Here is a 17,565-nt window from a genome sequence, read left to right on the forward strand (position 1 = left end):
TTTTCAATTTTTGGTTTTGTGGGAATTGCGGCGTATGGGCATTCCCGCTTTATGCGAACTTTTTTCCTTTTTCACTGAAGGGACAATGGGGTTTGTGGGTATCGCGGATATTTTGGAATAACCTCGGCTTTCCCTCATTACAAATGGATATTAACGCAGTTCCGCGAACTTTTTTTCCTTTTCCACTGAAGGAATACTGGGGTTTGCGGGTATCGCGGATATATTTCAATAATCGCGGATATTTTCTGATAATCGCGGATATATTGAAAAAATCGCGGATATATCCAAATAATCGCGGATATATTGAAAAAATCGCGGATATCCCTAATTTCAGTTAAATATTTCGGCTGTTCCCCTGGCATTTTCCACACTGTTGATGGAAGGAATACCTCAAATAGCCCTTACGAGGCCCATTTATCAGGTTACATATGCCTTTTTTCCAGCAAATCCAGGCTCATTTTCCCATTTTCGCGCTATCAAATGCCTTTTCACAGCAAATCCACGGGTATTTTGCCATTTTCCTCGCTCTTTTTACTAGTTACCCACTTACATTTGCCTTTTCACAGCAAATCCAAGCTCATTTTCCCGCTAACATTACCTTTTCCCAGCAAGTCCACGGGCATTTTGCCATTCCCTCGCTAACATATGCCTCTTCCCAGCAAGTCCACGGGCATTTTGCCATTCCCCTGCTAACATATGCCTTTTTCAAATCAAACCCACGCTCATTTTCCAGCTAACATATGCCATTTCACAGCAAATCCACGGGTATTTTCCCATTTATCCCAGCGATCCAATCCCAAGCACGTTCCCCTCGCTTTTCTCACAAAGACTCACCACTTCAGTACAGCCAAGGCCTATCCCATCACTTCTGATCAGCCGGGAACACAACCCCAACCTGTTTTCTCACTTCATCTAATATTCCCATGACAATCATGGAGTGATTAAAGCTATTGACACTTGATTCAATTTCACCATTTGTAATCAATTGAGCAAATTCCTCTGCTTCGTAGTACATGGAATTACTAATCGACTCGGCAGCAATCTTCTCAACATTACCGTCTCGATAGCGAATTTCCACTTGTTCTGGCGCGCTGATTTTATCGATTATGATGCTACCCTTTTCTCCTTGAATTTCAGATGGGAGGAAGGAGTCTGTAATTTTGGAATACATAACGACGGCGTCCATATCTTCATATTTCAATAAGACGCTTCCTTGTCCATCTACTCCTGTTTCAAGTAAATAACTATTTGCTTTGACTTCCAAAGGTTTTCCAAATAAAACAACTAGAGGATAAATACAATAAATTCCGATATCCATTAGCGAGCCGCTTGAAAATTTTGGATCAAATGCATTCATAACTCTTCCTTCCTTGTATGCATCATAACGGGAAGAGTATTGGCAATAGCTAGCAAAATATCTTCTAACCTTACCAATTTTATGTATATTATCCTGTACAGCCTTAAAGGCTGGCATAAAGGTTGATTTCATTGCTTCCATTAATAACACATTGTTTTCCCTTGCTACTTCAATCATCTCAGAAAATTCTTTTTGATTCGATGCAACCGGCTTTTCACAAATGACATGTTTTTTATTTTGTAAAAATTGAATCGCCTGACGAGAATGAAATGAATTGGGACTGGCGATATAGACCGCATCAATTTCTGAGCTGCTTGCCATTTCCTCTAAATTAGTAAATGTTGTTTTTACACCAAATTTTCCTGCAAATTCTGCTGCCTTCTCTTCTGTACGGGAATAAACCGCTGCCAATTGGAAGCCATCGACCTCACTTGCTGCCTCAATAAATTTTTCTGTAATCCAATTTGTTCCTATTATTCCGAAGCGAATCACGGTATTTCCTCCTTCATTTGTTAGTTTCAATTGGTGGTAATATGTATTTACATCCATTTAATATTATGGATTAAATCCATCTTAGCAAACATCCTTTAATCAAGCTAGTTTTACAAATATCTACATTTTCCAAGGAGATTTTGATAAAAGAATCTATGAGCTAATTTTTGCCGTAGCTTCCCTGCGTATCCTCAAAAAATGAATGAAATTCACTACAATTGTTTTTGTGCAGGCATAAGTTGGAATGGCAAGGATCATGCCTAACACTCCTGCTAAATTACCAGCAACAAGTAAAATAATAATAATCGTGGCAGGATGGGTATCTAGGCGTTTTCCTAAAATAAGAGGGGATAATAAATTTCCTTCAACCTGCTGTGCAATCACAATTACTACAACAACTAAAATGGCTTTCGTCGGGGAATCAAACAATGCCAAAATTACGGCAGGTGCTCCTCCAAGGAAGGGACCAACATACGGAATAATATTCGTAACAGCCACAATCAATGCCATCACAAGTGCATATTTCAACCCTATGATTAAGTATCCAATGAATGCGAGTGTTCCGACAAATAAAGCAACCGTGATTTGACCTTGTATATAAGCAGATAAGGTTTCTGCGGTTTCATTTAATGTTTTAACTCCTTCTGCACGGTAAGATTGTGGCATGAACTTTGAAATAGCCGTTGGAAGCTTATAGCCATCCTTAAACATGTAAAATAATAAAAATGGTACGGTAACTATTAATATAGCGATATTCGTAATGACACTAACAATATTAGAAAGCCCGCTTGTGATAGTATCGGGCAATGTATTTGCGAATGCCATTACCCTTTTCTCAATATCCTCTGGTGATACATATTCTTGTTCCATAAACCACTTAAACTGTTTAGAATCAGAAAGACTATTGATAAAGCCTTCTGTTTTTTTCGCATAGGTTGGCAAATCGTTGAACAAGGCAGTGACCTGCTTTGAGATTACTGGAGCAATATTGCCGATGACTAAAACAATCAAACCTATTACCGCCACATATATAAATAGGATAGCAATCGTTCGAGGAAGCTTCATTTTTTGCAGCAAATTCACTAGCGGATTTAATAGAAAGTATAGAAAACCTGATATAAGGATAGGGAAAAATAATGTTGATACAAAAATACCTACTGGTTCAAACAGAAAGGAAATCTTCGTGGAAACATAGATAATGCTAACAATAATTAATATTTGCAATGTCCAATACTGGAATTTTTTCTTAGCCACATTTTCACCTTTTTCTTAAAAGTATGGAAATTATTATATCAAAGGCTGGGGATAATTTCCTTACATTATTATTGTTTCATCCATGATTCAAACATTACAATCCAAAAAAAGAGGTGACTTTCATATAAAGTCTACCCCTTCACTCTATTGTCGATGAAGCTTCAATAATTCCAGTGTTGTTATTTCTTTTTCCAAATGGTCTTCAAGGGTTTGGATAACCTTTCCGTCCTTCATAAAATAGATCCTGTCTCCCATCTCTGCTGCAATATCCATCATGTGGGTCGAAAATACGAGAATAGCTCCCTCTTTTTTCATTTTCTTCAGCAGTTCGATAAACTGATTCATCCAATAAGGGTCTAGTCCGTTTGTTGGCTCATCCAAAATTAATAAATCCGGCTTATGCAAGCATGCCTGCCCGAATAATAGCCTTTGTCTCATACCTTTAGAAAGCTGTTTGACGAGAACCTTCTTTTTATCAGTCAACCCAATCATATCTAATACTTCCAAAATGCGTTCACTTTCTACCTTACGCAAGGATGCGTAGAACGAGAGGAATTCCCCGACCGTCATTAATTCCTGCGCCTGAAAGTCATCTGGCATATAGCCAATATCTTTTAGGAATTTTTTTCGGTCTGCCTTAAGATCATTTCCATTTAATGAGACACTTCCGGTAGTTGGAGCTAAAATGCTCGCTAGCATCTGTAGCATCGTGCTTTTTCCAGCCCCATTACCTCCACAAAGGACAATGCATGTCCCTGAGGTTGCCTCAAAGGAAATCGGATAAAGAGCTGTTTTATCTTTATATTTTTTTGATAGATTTGTCACTGTTAATTCACTCATAGCCTTTTCTTCCTTTCAAGAACCAGGGTAGAAATGGTAATGCACAGCGCTGTAAAAATAAATAGATAGAGAGCTAAAATCAAAATCGACGATGAAGTACTGAAAAATTGAACAATCGAATCATAGGATTGTCCAAATACAGAGCCGCCATCAAGCTTGACAACCATAACCACCCTTAGTAATTCTGCAGGATTAATGAATATAGCCATTTTTAATAGTGGTGCAATCAGTGTATATGGAACTAAGCCGAGAATGGCAATCAACGCTGTCGGCCAGACCATAATGAAGAAAAACCAGATAATGACCGAAACGGTTAGAGCTTGCCACCTCGTCGCTATGATTGACCCCACCAGCATCCCAATTAACAAAAAGAAATACATGAGTACGATAGAAAAGACGTAGAGAGCCAAAATCCAGTGAACGGAAAAACTGCCACCCATTAAAAGTCCTATACATAAGCCGATTCCATAGCTAAAGGTAAAAACGATGAGCTGTGAGGTAAACTGGCCACCCATTTTTCCAAGTACATATGAAATACTATCTAATGGATAGGTACATAAAAGCTTCCACTGACCATTTTCCTTTTCATTCGCAATGGAGAAGGAACCAATAATCGTCATAAATAATGGGATAATGTATAAAACCACATTCATAATGGTTCCTGCCATATTCGTATATTCCGTTAAAACCGCCGCATTTCGCTGTAATAAAAATAAGAGAGAAAGTACAGCCACCCAAAATAGTAGAAACATATAATAGGAATGCTGTCTAACTGACATCCGTAGCTCTACCTTCCAAATATTCCACATTTTCCTTCCCCCTTCCTCATAAGCCGTCAATTCCTAGAAGTTCATTCCTAGGAAAAGAGATTGACCAAGATTTTCAGTCAATCTCTATCGATTGTCTCTTATCTAATAGACTACATATCCATATCGCTATCTTCATTCATTTTTTCCATCATTTCTTTGTTCATGTTCCATTCATGATTATCTAGTTCTTCTGCCGTTAAAACCGTACCCTTGTTTTCGGCAACAAAGTCGTCTGCATCCTTTTGATTAGCAAAGGAAATGATATTGTACGCCATCGGAGTATTGACATCCGGGTTGTACACATAGGTTGCCTTCTCCAATTCAATCCAATCACTTGTATCATAATCGCGAACAAATTTTGCCTTTACCTTTTGCTCCTTATTTTCATTCATCCATTGATACATACAACCAATATCATCAAATACTAAGGTCTTTCCATTTTCCAAAATAATCTCGGTAGCAAATGGATTATTTACCACGGCCATATTGCAGATATCACACTCATCCTTGCTTTCATCGACTGCTTTTGGCTTCACTTCCTTTTCTCCACAGGCAGCCAAATAAATCGTTAATAGACCAATTAATAATACAAGTAAGCTTTTATTCTTTTTCATTGCTGCTTCCTCCCAACCATAAATAAAATACCACTTCCACAAATCATCAAGCCGCTAATCAACCAAATAACCCCCCTTGAGTTATTGGATTCTTGTAGGTTTGTGGTCATTTCCATTAAAGGTTTATCATCAATTAATAAAGATTCCTCGGGACTTTTTAAAAGCCTTTGTAAAAAAACCATACCTGGAGCTTGAAAGAATATTTGATATTCAGGCACATCATTTGTCAATGTGAGAAAAAATGGATCTGCCGTGTATGGAATGGCACTTTCACCCGATCCGTTTACATCGAGCTTTTGGGAGGAATCCCAATAATTACCTTGAATCGAATTGTTATGGCTTCCTATCGCTTGCGCATCGTTCACATTACTAAGAAAGCTATTTTTTCCGAAATGGTTTTCCTTGGATTTTAGAAATTGAACTCCAATAAAATTGCCCTTTAATTCGTTCTGTTGAAATTGGTTTTTATCTGCCTCTTCAACGAAAATCCCAACACGATTAGAATCAATGGTATTGTTCTCAATTTTACTATTGTAAGCATGGTAGAATAGCATTCCTTGTGAATGGACATTTGTATTATTAAGAGATAAGTCATTTCCAATCACCGTTGTATTCTTTGCCTCCATAATCATGACTCCAGAGGTATTATGCTGAGAAGTATTTCCCTCTAATAATCCGTTGTCAGAAAACATGAGATGAATCCCATATCTAGAATGGTGAATGTAATTGTTTCTGATGATGTTGGAATCACTCTGCTCCAAATACACTCCATCATGAGCATTTTTGACCGTATTCTCCTGAAGTATATTTTCGTTTGATTTCCAAAGGTCAATTCCGTTACCATCTTGATTTCCATGAATAACAACTTTTTGGATTGTGACCTTTTCAGCACCTTTAAGCTGAAGCCCAAACTTACTTGTTTGGATGGCGATATCATTAAGCTGATGACCTCTTCCAGAAACTAGAATTCCTGCAGCCTTTTCATCATCATTGCTACATTGTTCTACTTTAATATGCTTTATTCCTACATCCTTCCCCTTCACTTGAATTACAGGCTTGTTACTGCAGGAGCGAATGACGACATTTCCGCTACCTACTAATGTAATTGGCTTTGATATGACAATCGTCTCGTCATATTCTCCCTCTGCTATTGTAATTGTGTCACCCTTTGAGGCTTGATTAATCCGATCCTGTAAAGTACCAGCTGCAAGGCTCGTAAAAGGGAAACAAAGTGAGAGAACGAGGATAAGGATAATAAATGATATCAACGATTTTTTCATATGCATCACCTGTCCCCTGAACACTCTTTCCTAAGATAAGGATAGTAAATAAATGTGAAATAACTTTGAAAACCATTTGTGAAATTACTGAATTCAGTTAATTTTACTAAAAATAGGGAGAAAAAAGGTCTTAGATTTCGGACTAAATCCAAATTCTAAGACCATTTTAAATGAGCGTCAGGCTCCTGGATTAGAGCGACACTAACCTTTGATGTTAGGCACCTGGCACGTTGACTTGCATTTGTTGCTAGTCACCCGGTGTTAGGTACCCGGAGTTGAGTGTCAGGCACCCAAAGTTGGGTACCCGGACTTGGGTGTGAGCCACCTATTTATTTAACTTCTGTTTTAGCAATATTGATCATGAGCTTAATTCGATTGATTTGATTAACCTTGCTTATACTTGAGTCATAATCAATGGAAATAAGGTTTGCGTTCGGATATTCTTTTTTTATGGCATTGAACATTCCCCTACCCACAATATGGTTTGGCAGACAGCCAAATGGTTGCACACAAACGACATTTTTGACTCCACTTTCCATGAGTTCGGCCATTTCCCCAGGGAGAAGCCAGCCCTCACCCATTTGGTTTCCTAAATTTAAGAATCGAGAGGCCTTCTCGGCAATCAATGAAAATTCCATCGGTGCATGAAACCGACCGCTTACTTTTAAAGCCTCACGGATTGGATTCCGGTAATATTCAATGAATTGAGAGGCAATTTTTCCAGCTGCTGCGCTAACCTTCGACTTTCCTAAATTCACCGCATTATATTCGCGATTATGAAGACAGTATAGGAAGAAATCAATAAAGTCAGGGACAACAGCTTCTCCACCCTCTTCTTCAATAATCTCAATGAGTTGGTTATTGGCAAATGGATGGAACTTTACAAGAATTTCCCCCACGATTCCAACTCGCGGCTTCTGCTCAGCTGATACCTCTATATGCTGAAAATCAGCAACCATCGCTCTGATCAGAGCTTTATATTTCTTCATAGAATAATCCTCTAAGAACTCTTTTATCCGTTCGAGCCATAGCTCATATAATACCTTTGTGCTCCCTTTAATTCTTTCATAAGGTCTTACAGCAAGCATGAGCTTCATCAACAAGTCGCCAAGACAGCCTGATATGACAAGCTTCTTCGCGAGAGGCAAAGTGATTTTAAAACCTGGCTGATTGGCGCTATCCAGGCCCCCTGAATTCAATGATAAAACGGGAACCTGTGGCATTCCTGCATTCTTCAAGGCCTTTTTCAACAAGGCAAAATAATTGGTTGCGCGGCAGCCGCCTCCTGTTTGCGAAATAATGACAGCTGTTCTGTCTACATCGTAATCCCCGCTCTTTAAGGCGCCCACTAATTGACCAATGGAAATAATTGCTGGATAGCAGGCGTCATTATTGACATAACGCAAGCCCACTTCCACTTCCTGTTCATTGACATCCTTCATAACCTTTAGATTATAGCCATGAAGCTGGAACGCCTTCTCGAACAAGGCAAAATGAGTCGGTATCATTTGTGGCGCAAGAATTGTATAGGTTTCCTTATCCTCTTTAGCAAACATCGGCTCTTCTATTTTAGATAGAACACGAGTCTTCCGATTTCCTTCTTGCTTATCCCTCTCTTCAATTGCAGCCTTTAAGGAACGTAGACGGATACGGGCTGCACCTAAATTACTTACCTCATCCATTTTAATCCAAGTGTATAGCTGCTGATCCTCTTCTAATATTTCCTCCACGGCATCGGTTGTAATGGCATCAAGCCCACACCCGAAAGATGTTACCTGGAGGAGCTCAAGGTTTGGATGTTTTTTTACTACCTTTGCTGCCTCATACAGCCTTGAGTGGAAGGTCCATTGATTGACGACACGGACATTTGAATCGTCATCTGCCAAATGGCTAATGGAATCCTCCGTGAGAACAGCCATCCCAAGACGATTGATTTCCCCAGGAAGGCCATGATTGATGGCCGGATCAATATGATATGGATGTCCCGCAACAACAATGCCCTTTTTACCAGCCTTTTCTAATTGCTCAAGAACTTCCTCCCCACGGTTCCTTAGCCACTCTGTATAGAAATTTTCTTCCTCTTTTGCCTTTTTCAAGGCCTGCTTAAGCTCCTGCTTGGTTATATCAGGAAAGCTTGCTGAAAGCTGCTTCAATACCGATGTTGGGTTGTCTATTGATAAAAATGGACTAATGAATTCAATATTGTTTTCCACAAGAATTCTAGCCATGTTTACCCGAATAACCTCTGGATAGGAAGCAACAATTGGACAGTTAAAATGATTTTGCTGGGCTTCGTTTTCTTGTTTTTCAAAAATAACCGCAGGGAAAAAGATGGTCTTAACCCCACTCTCAACTAAGTTCATGATATGCCCATGTGACAGCTTTGCCGGGTAGCAAACCGACTCAGAAGGAATGGTCTCAATCCCTTTTTCAAATAGACTCTTACTGGATGGATCACTCAATACAACCTCAAATCCAAGCTCAGTAAAAAAGCGATGCCAAAAAGGATAGTTTTCGTAAATATTCAACACCCTAGGGATTCCAATTTTCCCTCGATGTGCTTCATCACCCATCAAGATTGGTCGACTGAAGAGCTTATCTAATTTCTCTTCTACTAGGTTAGGAAGGTCGCTTTTGAACTTTTGTTTTCCCGCCCCACGTTCACACCGATTTCCAGTAATAAAGGTCCGCTTATCTGCAAATCGATTAATCGTAATCGGACAACGGTTTTCACAAATGCCACAACGTCTGTGGGTCGTTGTGACCTGGAATTCATGGAGCTTTTGTCCAGAAAGAATCTTTGATTTCTCTTCCTTCGTCCATCTCTGTTTTGCTAGTAAGGCACTTCCATAGGCCCCCATTAATCCAGCTAAATCGGGACGAATCACTTCTCTCCCTGTTAATTTTTCAAAGGACCGTAAAACCGCTTCATTCAAAAAGGTCCCACCTTGAACGACAATACGGTCACCCATTTCATCAACTGATTTCATTTTTATAACCTTATATAAGGCATTATTAACTATAGAATAGGAGAGTCCCGCAGAAATATCAGGAATACTTGCCCCTTCCTTCTGCACCTGCTTAACCTTGGAATTCATAAATACCGTACAACGTGAACCTAAATCCACCGGAGCTTCGGCATTTAAGGCGAGCTTTGAAAAGTCAGAGACACTCTTACCTAAGGTTTCAGCAAAGCTTTCTAGAAAGGATCCACAGCCAGCGGAACAGGCCTCATTCAAGATAATTCGGTCAATTACCCCATCCTTGATCTTGATACATTTCATATCCTGACCACCAATATCGATGATAAAATCGACATCAGGCTGGAACTTTTTCGCTGCTTGATAATGAGCAACCGTTTCAATCTCGCCATCATCAATTTGAAAGGCAGCTTGAATTAATTTTTCTCCATAACCGGTTACAGTAGAGCGAACTATCGTCACTTTATCAGGCTTTATTTCATATAACTTGGTTAAACCTTCTCTTACCGCTTCAATGGGATTCCCCTTATTTTTTTCATAAAAGCTGAATAAAACTTCTTCATCTTCACTAATTAAAACCATTTTTGTCGTGGTTGATCCTGCGTCAATTCCTAAGAAGGCATTGCCCTCATAATCATTTAAGGATGCTGTCTGAACTTTAGCCTTTTCATGACGTTTTCGGAAGGATTCATACTCCACTTCCGAAGCAAACAGTGGATCAATACGGTTCGATGTGGATTTCTCTTTTGTTTTACTCATTTCCGTTAATAATTGAATAATACGACCAATGTCTATTGAATCGTTCTTTTCACTTTCAAGGGCCGCGCCAATCGCTACATAATAATGGCCATCCTGACTATGTAATACATGCTCATCCTTTAATTTGAGCGTTTCAATAAATCGATGCCTTAATTCGGTTAAAAAGGTTAAAGGTCCGCCGAGAAAGGCAACATTGCCGCGAATGGGACGTCCACAGGCTAAACCACCAATTGTCTGATTAACCACAGCCTGAAATACGGAAGCAGCGATGTCTTCCCTTCTTGCTCCTTCATTTAAAAGTGGCTGAATATCTGTTTTTGCAAACACCCCGCATCTTGAGGCAATTGGATATATTTTTTCTGCCGATTGAGCAAGCTTGTTTAAGCCCTCAGCATCTGTGTTTAGAAGGGAGGCTATTTGGTCAATAAAAGCCCCAGTTCCTCCTGCACAAGCGGCATTCATCCGCTGCTCTAGGCCGTTTGTTAAATAGATGAGCTTCGCATCCTCTCCGCCTAGCTCAATGATGACATCTATATTTGGCTCTGTTGATTTGACGGCCTCTGTACACGCAACCACCTCTTGAATAAACGGTATCCCTAATGCTTCACAAAGTCCCAAGCCTGAGGAACCGCTTGCATTCATTTTAAGGTTAGCATTTGGATACTGCTCTGAGACCGTTCGCAGTAGCTTTAAGGTTGTATTTTTAATATCGGAAAAATGACGTTCATAGGATTTATAAATAATTTCATTTTTACTATTTAAAACAACTAGCTTTGCCGTTGTTGAACCAACGTCAAGTCCAACTTGAAGTTCCATTCTTACCTCTCCCTTTCGTGATAAAACCCCTATAAGTGGAAATAAGTCTTTCCTTACTTAGCAAAATATCGATCTAATAGGACTTCTACTTGTGTTTCAATATCAGAAAATGTATATCCAGTGACCATCTGATACATCGGCTCGATTAAGATGGGCAAAAATGATGCTCCCAACAGGTGAGACATCATAATCGTAAGTTTGTCCTGGTCATGTTCTCCCGACAGCTCCTCAATGGTGTGTTGCATTTTTTTTAACCCCATTGCTTTAAGGAAGTTCACAAAGTCCAGCTGGCTTTCAAATTTCAATGGCTCATGATTGACAAGCTTTCGAACAATGAATGGATATTGACGATAGGTTTGAATGTATTGAATTAAGAAAAGCTTTAACCTCTCCCTAGGTTCGATTGAGGCATTATCTAATATAGAAAAGGTTTCCTTAAAGGAAGTAACCAGTACTTGAATCGCGGCATTAATCAGTCGATCCTTGGACCCAAAGTAGTAGTTTACTAGAGCGACGTTCACATTGGCCATCGATGCAATCTTTCGAATGGTAACCCCTTCAAATCCTTCCTTTCGCATGAGCTCTAGTGTTGCCTCAAGAATCAGTTCTTTCTTTGAACAGCATTCCTTTTCCTCACTTAAATTCATACATATCCCTGATTTCCTCTCGCATTTTAAACATTGTTTTAAACAATGTTTAGTATCATAATTCGAGTATAACAGAGGGAAATTAAGGCATAGGTGACAAAATTTCAACAAAAAAGGTGACAGGCACCATCCAAATTTTGGATGGTGCCTGTCACCTTAACATGGTGTCGAGCAGTTGTAATGGAATCGCTAGCTGTTCTCCGTTGATAACAGGGAGAAGGTTTTCATTTTCCTCGCGATCCTTTTCTTTGAAAATACTAATTTCCTTGTTTAGCCGTTCCATTTTTAAATCTAACTCAGCGGCAACCGTTGCGGCATTCTTAAGCTCTGAAACTAAAGAATGGGGGACGTCCTTATTGTATTTATAGAATATTTTATGCTCAAGGCTCGCCCAGAAATCCATTGCAATCGTCCTGATTTGAATTTCAACGGGAATCAATTCCTCCCGATCTGACATGAAAATGGGAATTTCAATAATTAGATGAAGACTGCGATACCCATTAGGTTTAGGATTTTGAATGTAATCCTTGTAATCAATCACCTTAATATCCTTTTGGTTTTTCAGCATATCACTTATTTTATAAATATCCGAAACAAAGGAACAGGTAATTCTTACACCAGCAATATCCCTAATATTGTTCTTGATATCTTCCAAAGAAAAGCCAATGTTTTTACGTTGCATTTTCTTCAAGATGCTTTTTGGTGATTTAACCCGGGAATTCACGTGTTCAATCGGATTATACTCATGAATATAATTGAATTCATCCTTCAAAATATTAATCTTTGTATTCACTTCATCCAGAGCAAATCGATACGCCATCACAAATCTAGTTAATTCAACCTTCATTTCCTTTAAGTCATTCACACTGATGTTGTTCATCACTTTGTTGTGTCCTCTTTTCATCACCATTTTGTAATAGAAAAATCCATTAACCTTCTAGATGTTTATTTTCTTCTTTTTTAATATGGGCACGTTTACTTTTTCTTTTATATAGCATTCTGACCCCATAATATAAGAGGAAAATCATTAATATGATAACACCTATTTCATATTCATTCAAAGAGGATGATAAAACCCCAGCGGGAATGAGGGAAAGGAGGAAGAAATAAATAAAATTCCCAAGAATCGTTCCGAATAGAAAATGATTGAAACGAACCGAGCTGAGCCCGGCCAAAATATTAATAAGACTCGTAGGAATAAACGGAAATACCCTAGCTTGAAATACATAACTAAACCCTTTTTGTGCAACAATGGCAATCTGCTCAGGCTTAAATTTTTTAATTAACCAATCCTGAAAAATAAATCTCACACAAACAAAAACAATGATAGACGCAATTACGCTTGTGAACCAGCTCCATAGAAACCCATTCATAAACCCAAATAGGGATACGTTAATAGCAATCATCAAAATGAGCGGAACGACCGTAAATGAATTTTGCACAATCATAACCAATAGCGTAATTACGTAAGCGTAGGATTCGCCAACAAGCATCCTCCTAACAGATTTCAAATCCCCTTTTATTAATAAATTGAATAATTCATGGTTAAAGGTAAATAAAAGAAGAAAAAGAATAAATATTAAGCAGACAAATATAATTTTTATTTTCAAATTGTTTGTTGCTTTGAGTGGCTTCTCCCTGTCACTATTCATAATTCACCCTTCTAATTTTCTGTTAATTAGCCCCTTTTATTCTATTTTAATTCATTTAGACTAGATATCAATCAATAAAGCATCAAAGAGTAGCCTTTTTTTACCAGTCACTCCTTAGGTCCTATTTATAGGAAAGACTGTGTTAAATCTCATTGTTGATATTAAGAAAATGTTGATTGGAGTGGAAGGCGCGAAGACTCCTGCGGGAAAACGGGGCAGGGGAGACCCCGCAGGAGCGTTAGCGACGAGGAGGCTCCCCGTCACGCCCGCGGAAAGCGAAGCGCCTGGAACGGAAATCAACATTCAAGTTTACCAGAGCTATAGGAAAAATTACCTACCAAATAGCTTTCTTTTTTCCAATATATTAGTATAATATTTTTTATAGATTAAAAAGTATATGCTCCGGGAGAGGATTTATTCCATGCTGAAAAAAATGCGATTCAAAAGCCTAAGTAATAAAATAATTAGTATCATTATTCTTGCATCTCTAATAAGCACTCCACTTTCTGCAAAAATAAATGAATTGGTCATGGAGTTTGCAAATGTCAATGAAAGCTTTGGTATTTACCTTAATACCTTCATAAGTCTGATTATTACCCCATTGATTGCGACAATCTTCATTCGTTATATTCTTATCAAACCATTAAAAAATCTTTTAGAGGCAACGAATAAGATTGCAGAAGGCGATTTAAATATAGAGGTTGGCCTTCCTAAAGGACGCAAGGATGAATTAAGTGAATTAGCAGATAGCTTTCAAAAGATGACGGAGAATTTGCGATCTGTTGTAAGCAATATTAATGACACGACAAACCATATTGCCTCAGCCGTAACTCAGCTTTCATCTAATTCTGATAACACAGCGATGGTCTCCGAACAGATCTCTGCAGCCATTCAAGGAGTTGCCTCTGGATCTGAGGAGCAGGCAAGCGGGATGGAAAAAATCTCAACAGCAATGAACATTGTGAACAATGAAATCGACGACATAAGCAAGAAAACAAATGCAATAAGCGATCTTTCCCAAAATAATACAACTATCGCTTGCAATGGAGTCGAATCCATCGACGAAACAGTATCTCAAATGGGATCCATTCAACAATCAGTTAGTCAATCCGATGCTTCTCTACAAGTTCTACAGGAACGTTCAAAGGAAATTGGACAATTCCTAACGGTTATTTCAAGTATTGCTGATCAAACGAACCTTTTGGCTTTAAATGCAGCCATTGAAGCTGCTCGTGCAGGTGAATATGGAAAAGGATTTGCCGTAGTTGCGGAGGAAGTGCGAAAGCTTGCGGAAGAATCAAGCCAATCCGCTCAACAAATCGCTGTTCTAGTTAATGAAATTCAGAATCAAACGAGTAATTCTGTGGCAACGATGAAACAAGTTATTGAAGAAGTACAACTCGGAATTAATATGACAAGAAACGGAAAGGATATTTTCCATAATATCTCCAGCTCGATGACAAATCTGGACATTCAGGTTCAAGGAATTCTTCAGGGTAGCAAGAAAATCTCTGAAAGCGCCCATGAAGTGACTTCTTCTGTTTCTAATGTTCTTTCCATTGCAAAACAAAATAGTCAAAACTCTATGGACGTTTCTGCGGCATCCGAAGAGCAGCTAGCATCTATTGAAGAGGTTTCCACATCAATGAAGGAATTAGAAAAAATTGCAGAAAATCTGCAGTTATTAACGAAAAAATTTAGTGTCTAAATTATGGTTTTTGAAGAAGTAAATAAGAAAGAGGCTGGATCCGTTTAAGTTGTTAAATAGACTTATCGGTTCAGCCTCTTCTAATTTTTTTTAGAAAAAAGAGGGTCTAACCCCAGGTATGAGGGACCGGTTCTTTAGTTAAACCTTCACTTTCTTTTGTACCGTCACAATCAAAACCCCCACAAGAATCAAGGCTCCACCAACAAAGAAATTGACATTCAATTTTTCATTCAGTAAAAGCCAGCCCAAAAACGAGCCCACTAATGGTTGAAAAAAGAAAAATAACGAGCCAATACCAGCATCCATCAGCTCAAGACCCTTATTCCAAAGAAAAAAAGCTGCTGCCGTTGAAATAATCCCAACATACAAAACTCCCAAAATGACTGGCAAACGATCATAATAAAGATCCTGTGATTGGAGCTCCCATACCATCACTGGTGTGGTAAATATCATCGCAAAAAGAATGGCATAGGTCGTAATAGTTAAAGAAGAAAAACGGCTGGAAGCGATTTTTACATAGACTGATAGAAGTGCCCATGTTACAGCAGCACCAACTAGAATCACGCTACCTTTGAAATAGGAGCCTACATTGCTATCCCATCCGATAACAATAACAACCCCAATGGTTGCCAGAATCACTGAAAAAACCTTGCGCACCGTCAGCTTTTCATTTAATAAAAACCTCGCAAAAATGACGATAAATGCAGGTGTTGCAGACGTGATTAATGATCCTGTGTGTGCATCAGATAATTTTGTACCAATGAATTGTAAGGCAATCGATACAAAATAACCGATAAAACCAATCCACGCTAATAGGAGCCAATCCTTCTTTTGCATCGGTTCGCGATCTTTATTTTTCCTCTCTACCACCTTTAAAATGGCAAATAAAAATACAAAGGCAATGATATAACGTAGCCAAACGAGTGTGAATGGCGGGATATAATCCAATACATATTTACTAACAACATACATACCGCCCCACATACTAGCAGCTAATGATAAACAAATTGCACCTAATAAATTCTGTTTCATCTAAAAAATGACCTCCGTCTTTATGGGAAATTTTTTTAATAACCTTTCCTAAGACGAGGCATGATGGTTACCCACTATTCATCCCTCGACTTACGAATGAATAGATGGTTGGTCATTTTCAAAAAGATCCAGATATAATCTCAATGCTAACACCCCCGATTTGTCTGACACCTATAAAAATCTTAATCTCATCTTGAAGACTTTATGAGAAAAATAATTAACTCTATTATTACAGAAAATTGTAAAAAATCACAATATATTTAGTGTTAACTCCACAAATGGATAACTATTCAATAACCTTTACACAGGATGCCTGTCACTACTATGTACTCGTTTGTCATGAATCCGTACTTTAATGTTCACTTATTTGCAAAAAATTCCGTAAACATCCCTTACCTTTATTGGATAAAATATAAATAATAAATGGGAAAATTTTTTTAGAAAGGGTGTTTTTTATGGATTACTTAGAAATAAAGGATCAACTATCCTCGACCATTCTAAATTTAAGCAAGCAATTAGAAAGTAAAGATTTAGCCAAAGAAGAATATGAAGAAATCAAACGAACCATCAATAACTATCAATATATTTTAGAATTAACAGACATGAACCATTTCGAGCGCGGCCAAATTCAATAAGGAAAAAAAAGGAAGGTGCCTGGCACCTTCCTTTTATATGTTCTCTTTTAATTGGATGGTTGTAATGCATGTTCCATCGCTTTCAAAAGTTGAAAACTCTGACTCTGCCTTTTTTCCATCCTGTGCAATCGTAATATGATATTTTTTATCGCGCGGTAGCCATAAATCTATAAAACCATTCGATTGGGTGGTCACCTTTTTATCCATAATCACGTTGCTTTCCGTATCTTCAATATACACATCAAACTCTTCATCCACCAATTCACCTTGACAACCAGTCAAGCTATGATCAGAACATGGATGGGTTTTTTTAATATAAGGTGCAATGGAAACGAAAAATTCGTCCTCGGGTAGATCATAGGTTAACTTACTATCATCATTTTTTGTCACTATAAGCTTTTGAGAGGTGATTGAAGCAGATTCATCTTTTATTTTACCTGTACTATAATCTTGCACCAATTCCTTGATGTTTTGAGTTTCACTCTTTTTAGGTGTGACTTCTTTTGTTGTTGAACTTTCCCCACTACATCCTGCTAACATAACTGCAGCTAAGAAAGAAATGACAATAATTTTTCTTTTCATCTTAGATGTATCCTCCTACCTAATTAATCACTTAATCTACACGTATTTTATTTTACTGAAATAATATAATAATTAGGTCCTTTTTAACCAAACCTCTTTTCAAATTG

At 38.2% G+C, this 17,565-nt stretch carries 14 protein-coding genes and 1 pseudogene; 3 read left to right on the forward strand and 12 right to left on the reverse strand.

What is annotated here, in order from left to right; all coding sequences use genetic code 11:
- Positions 1 to 862: 862 nt before the first annotated feature.
- From BQ6100_RS17965 to BQ6100_RS18010, 10 genes are all read right to left on the reverse strand, one after another.
- Positions 863 to 1,849 (reverse strand): Gfo/Idh/MocA family protein, encoded by a 987-nt coding sequence (locus tag BQ6100_RS17965; RefSeq protein ID WP_075982916.1) that lies wholly within the window; start codon positions 1,847 to 1,849, stop codon positions 863 to 865.
- 153 nt (positions 1,850 to 2,002) lie between these two features.
- Positions 2,003 to 3,103 carry an AI-2E family transporter gene (locus BQ6100_RS17970; protein ID WP_075982917.1) on the reverse strand — a complete coding sequence of 367 codons (1,101 nt, stop codon included), beginning with the start codon at positions 3,101 to 3,103 and terminating at the stop codon, positions 2,003 to 2,005.
- Positions 3,104 to 3,247: 144 nt separating this feature from the next.
- Complete coding sequence (locus BQ6100_RS17975; protein WP_075982918.1) at positions 3,248 to 3,943, reverse strand: ABC transporter ATP-binding protein; 696 nt, start codon at positions 3,941 to 3,943, stop codon at positions 3,248 to 3,250.
- Positions 3,940 to 4,752, reverse strand: coding sequence for an ABC transporter permease (locus BQ6100_RS17980; protein WP_075982919.1), 813 nt, complete (start codon positions 4,750 to 4,752; stop codon positions 3,940 to 3,942). Before BQ6100_RS17980 ends, BQ6100_RS17975 begins: the two co-directional genes overlap by 4 nt.
- 110 nt (positions 4,753 to 4,862) lie before the next feature.
- Positions 4,863 to 5,366, reverse strand: a complete 504-nt coding sequence (locus BQ6100_RS17985) for a nitrous oxide reductase accessory protein NosL (protein ID WP_075982920.1) — start codon at positions 5,364 to 5,366, stop codon at positions 4,863 to 4,865.
- On the reverse strand, positions 5,363 to 6,652 hold the full coding sequence (locus BQ6100_RS17990) for a right-handed parallel beta-helix repeat-containing protein (RefSeq protein ID WP_084780462.1): 1,290 nt from the start codon (positions 6,650 to 6,652) through the stop codon (positions 5,363 to 5,365). The genes BQ6100_RS17985 and BQ6100_RS17990 overlap by 4 nt, the downstream gene beginning before the upstream one ends.
- A 323-nt stretch (positions 6,653 to 6,975) precedes the next feature.
- The gene (locus BQ6100_RS17995) at positions 6,976 to 11,202 is read right to left on the reverse strand and encodes an acyl-CoA dehydratase activase-related protein (RefSeq protein WP_075982921.1); all 4,227 of its coding nucleotides are present in this window, start codon (positions 11,200 to 11,202) and stop codon (positions 6,976 to 6,978) included.
- A 53-nt stretch (positions 11,203 to 11,255) separates the two neighbouring features.
- Complete coding sequence (locus BQ6100_RS18000) at positions 11,256 to 11,849, reverse strand: TetR/AcrR family transcriptional regulator (RefSeq protein ID WP_075982922.1); 594 nt, start codon at positions 11,847 to 11,849, stop codon at positions 11,256 to 11,258.
- Between the two features lie 151 nt (positions 11,850 to 12,000).
- On the reverse strand, positions 12,001 to 12,729 hold the full coding sequence (locus tag BQ6100_RS18005) for a GTP pyrophosphokinase (RefSeq protein WP_075983622.1): 729 nt from the start codon (positions 12,727 to 12,729) through the stop codon (positions 12,001 to 12,003).
- A 49-nt stretch (positions 12,730 to 12,778) separates the two neighbouring features.
- A complete protein-coding gene (locus BQ6100_RS18010) occupies positions 12,779 to 13,501 on the reverse strand; it encodes a TVP38/TMEM64 family protein (RefSeq protein WP_075982923.1) in 723 nt (240 codons plus the stop codon).
- A 529-nt stretch (positions 13,502 to 14,030) separates the two neighbouring features.
- Between BQ6100_RS18010 and BQ6100_RS22045 the strand changes: the two are divergent.
- Both BQ6100_RS22045 and BQ6100_RS18015 read left to right on the forward strand, forming a co-directional pair.
- A pseudogene (locus BQ6100_RS22045) lies at positions 14,031 to 14,267 on the forward strand (HAMP domain-containing protein); the annotation flags it as partial.
- Positions 14,268 to 14,363: 96 nt separating this feature from the next.
- Positions 14,364 to 15,209 (forward strand): methyl-accepting chemotaxis protein, encoded by an 846-nt coding sequence (locus tag BQ6100_RS18015; protein WP_407922580.1) that lies wholly within the window; start codon positions 14,364 to 14,366, stop codon positions 15,207 to 15,209.
- A gap of 138 nt (positions 15,210 to 15,347) precedes the next feature.
- Here BQ6100_RS18015 and BQ6100_RS18020 read toward each other — a convergent pair whose 3' ends face one another.
- A complete protein-coding gene (locus tag BQ6100_RS18020) occupies positions 15,348 to 16,241 on the reverse strand; it encodes a DMT family transporter (protein WP_075982925.1) in 894 nt (297 codons plus the stop codon).
- Positions 16,242 to 16,696: 455 nt separating this feature from the next.
- On the opposite strand from BQ6100_RS18020, the gene BQ6100_RS18025 reads away from it, so the two are divergent.
- A complete protein-coding gene (locus tag BQ6100_RS18025) occupies positions 16,697 to 16,876 on the forward strand; it encodes a DUF3896 family protein (RefSeq protein WP_075982926.1) in 180 nt (59 codons plus the stop codon).
- Positions 16,877 to 16,909: 33 nt separating this feature from the next.
- On the opposite strand, the gene BQ6100_RS18030 is transcribed toward BQ6100_RS18025, so the two are convergent.
- Positions 16,910 to 17,458 (reverse strand): CueP family metal-binding protein, encoded by a 549-nt coding sequence (locus BQ6100_RS18030; protein WP_075982927.1) that lies wholly within the window; start codon positions 17,456 to 17,458, stop codon positions 16,910 to 16,912.
- Positions 17,459 to 17,565: the final 107 nt, after the last annotated feature.

Source organism: Bacillus massilinigeriensis, assembly GCF_900117315.1.
Taxonomy (GTDB): Bacteria; Bacillota; Bacilli; order Bacillales; family Cytobacillaceae; genus Bacillus_BE; species Bacillus_BE massilionigeriensis.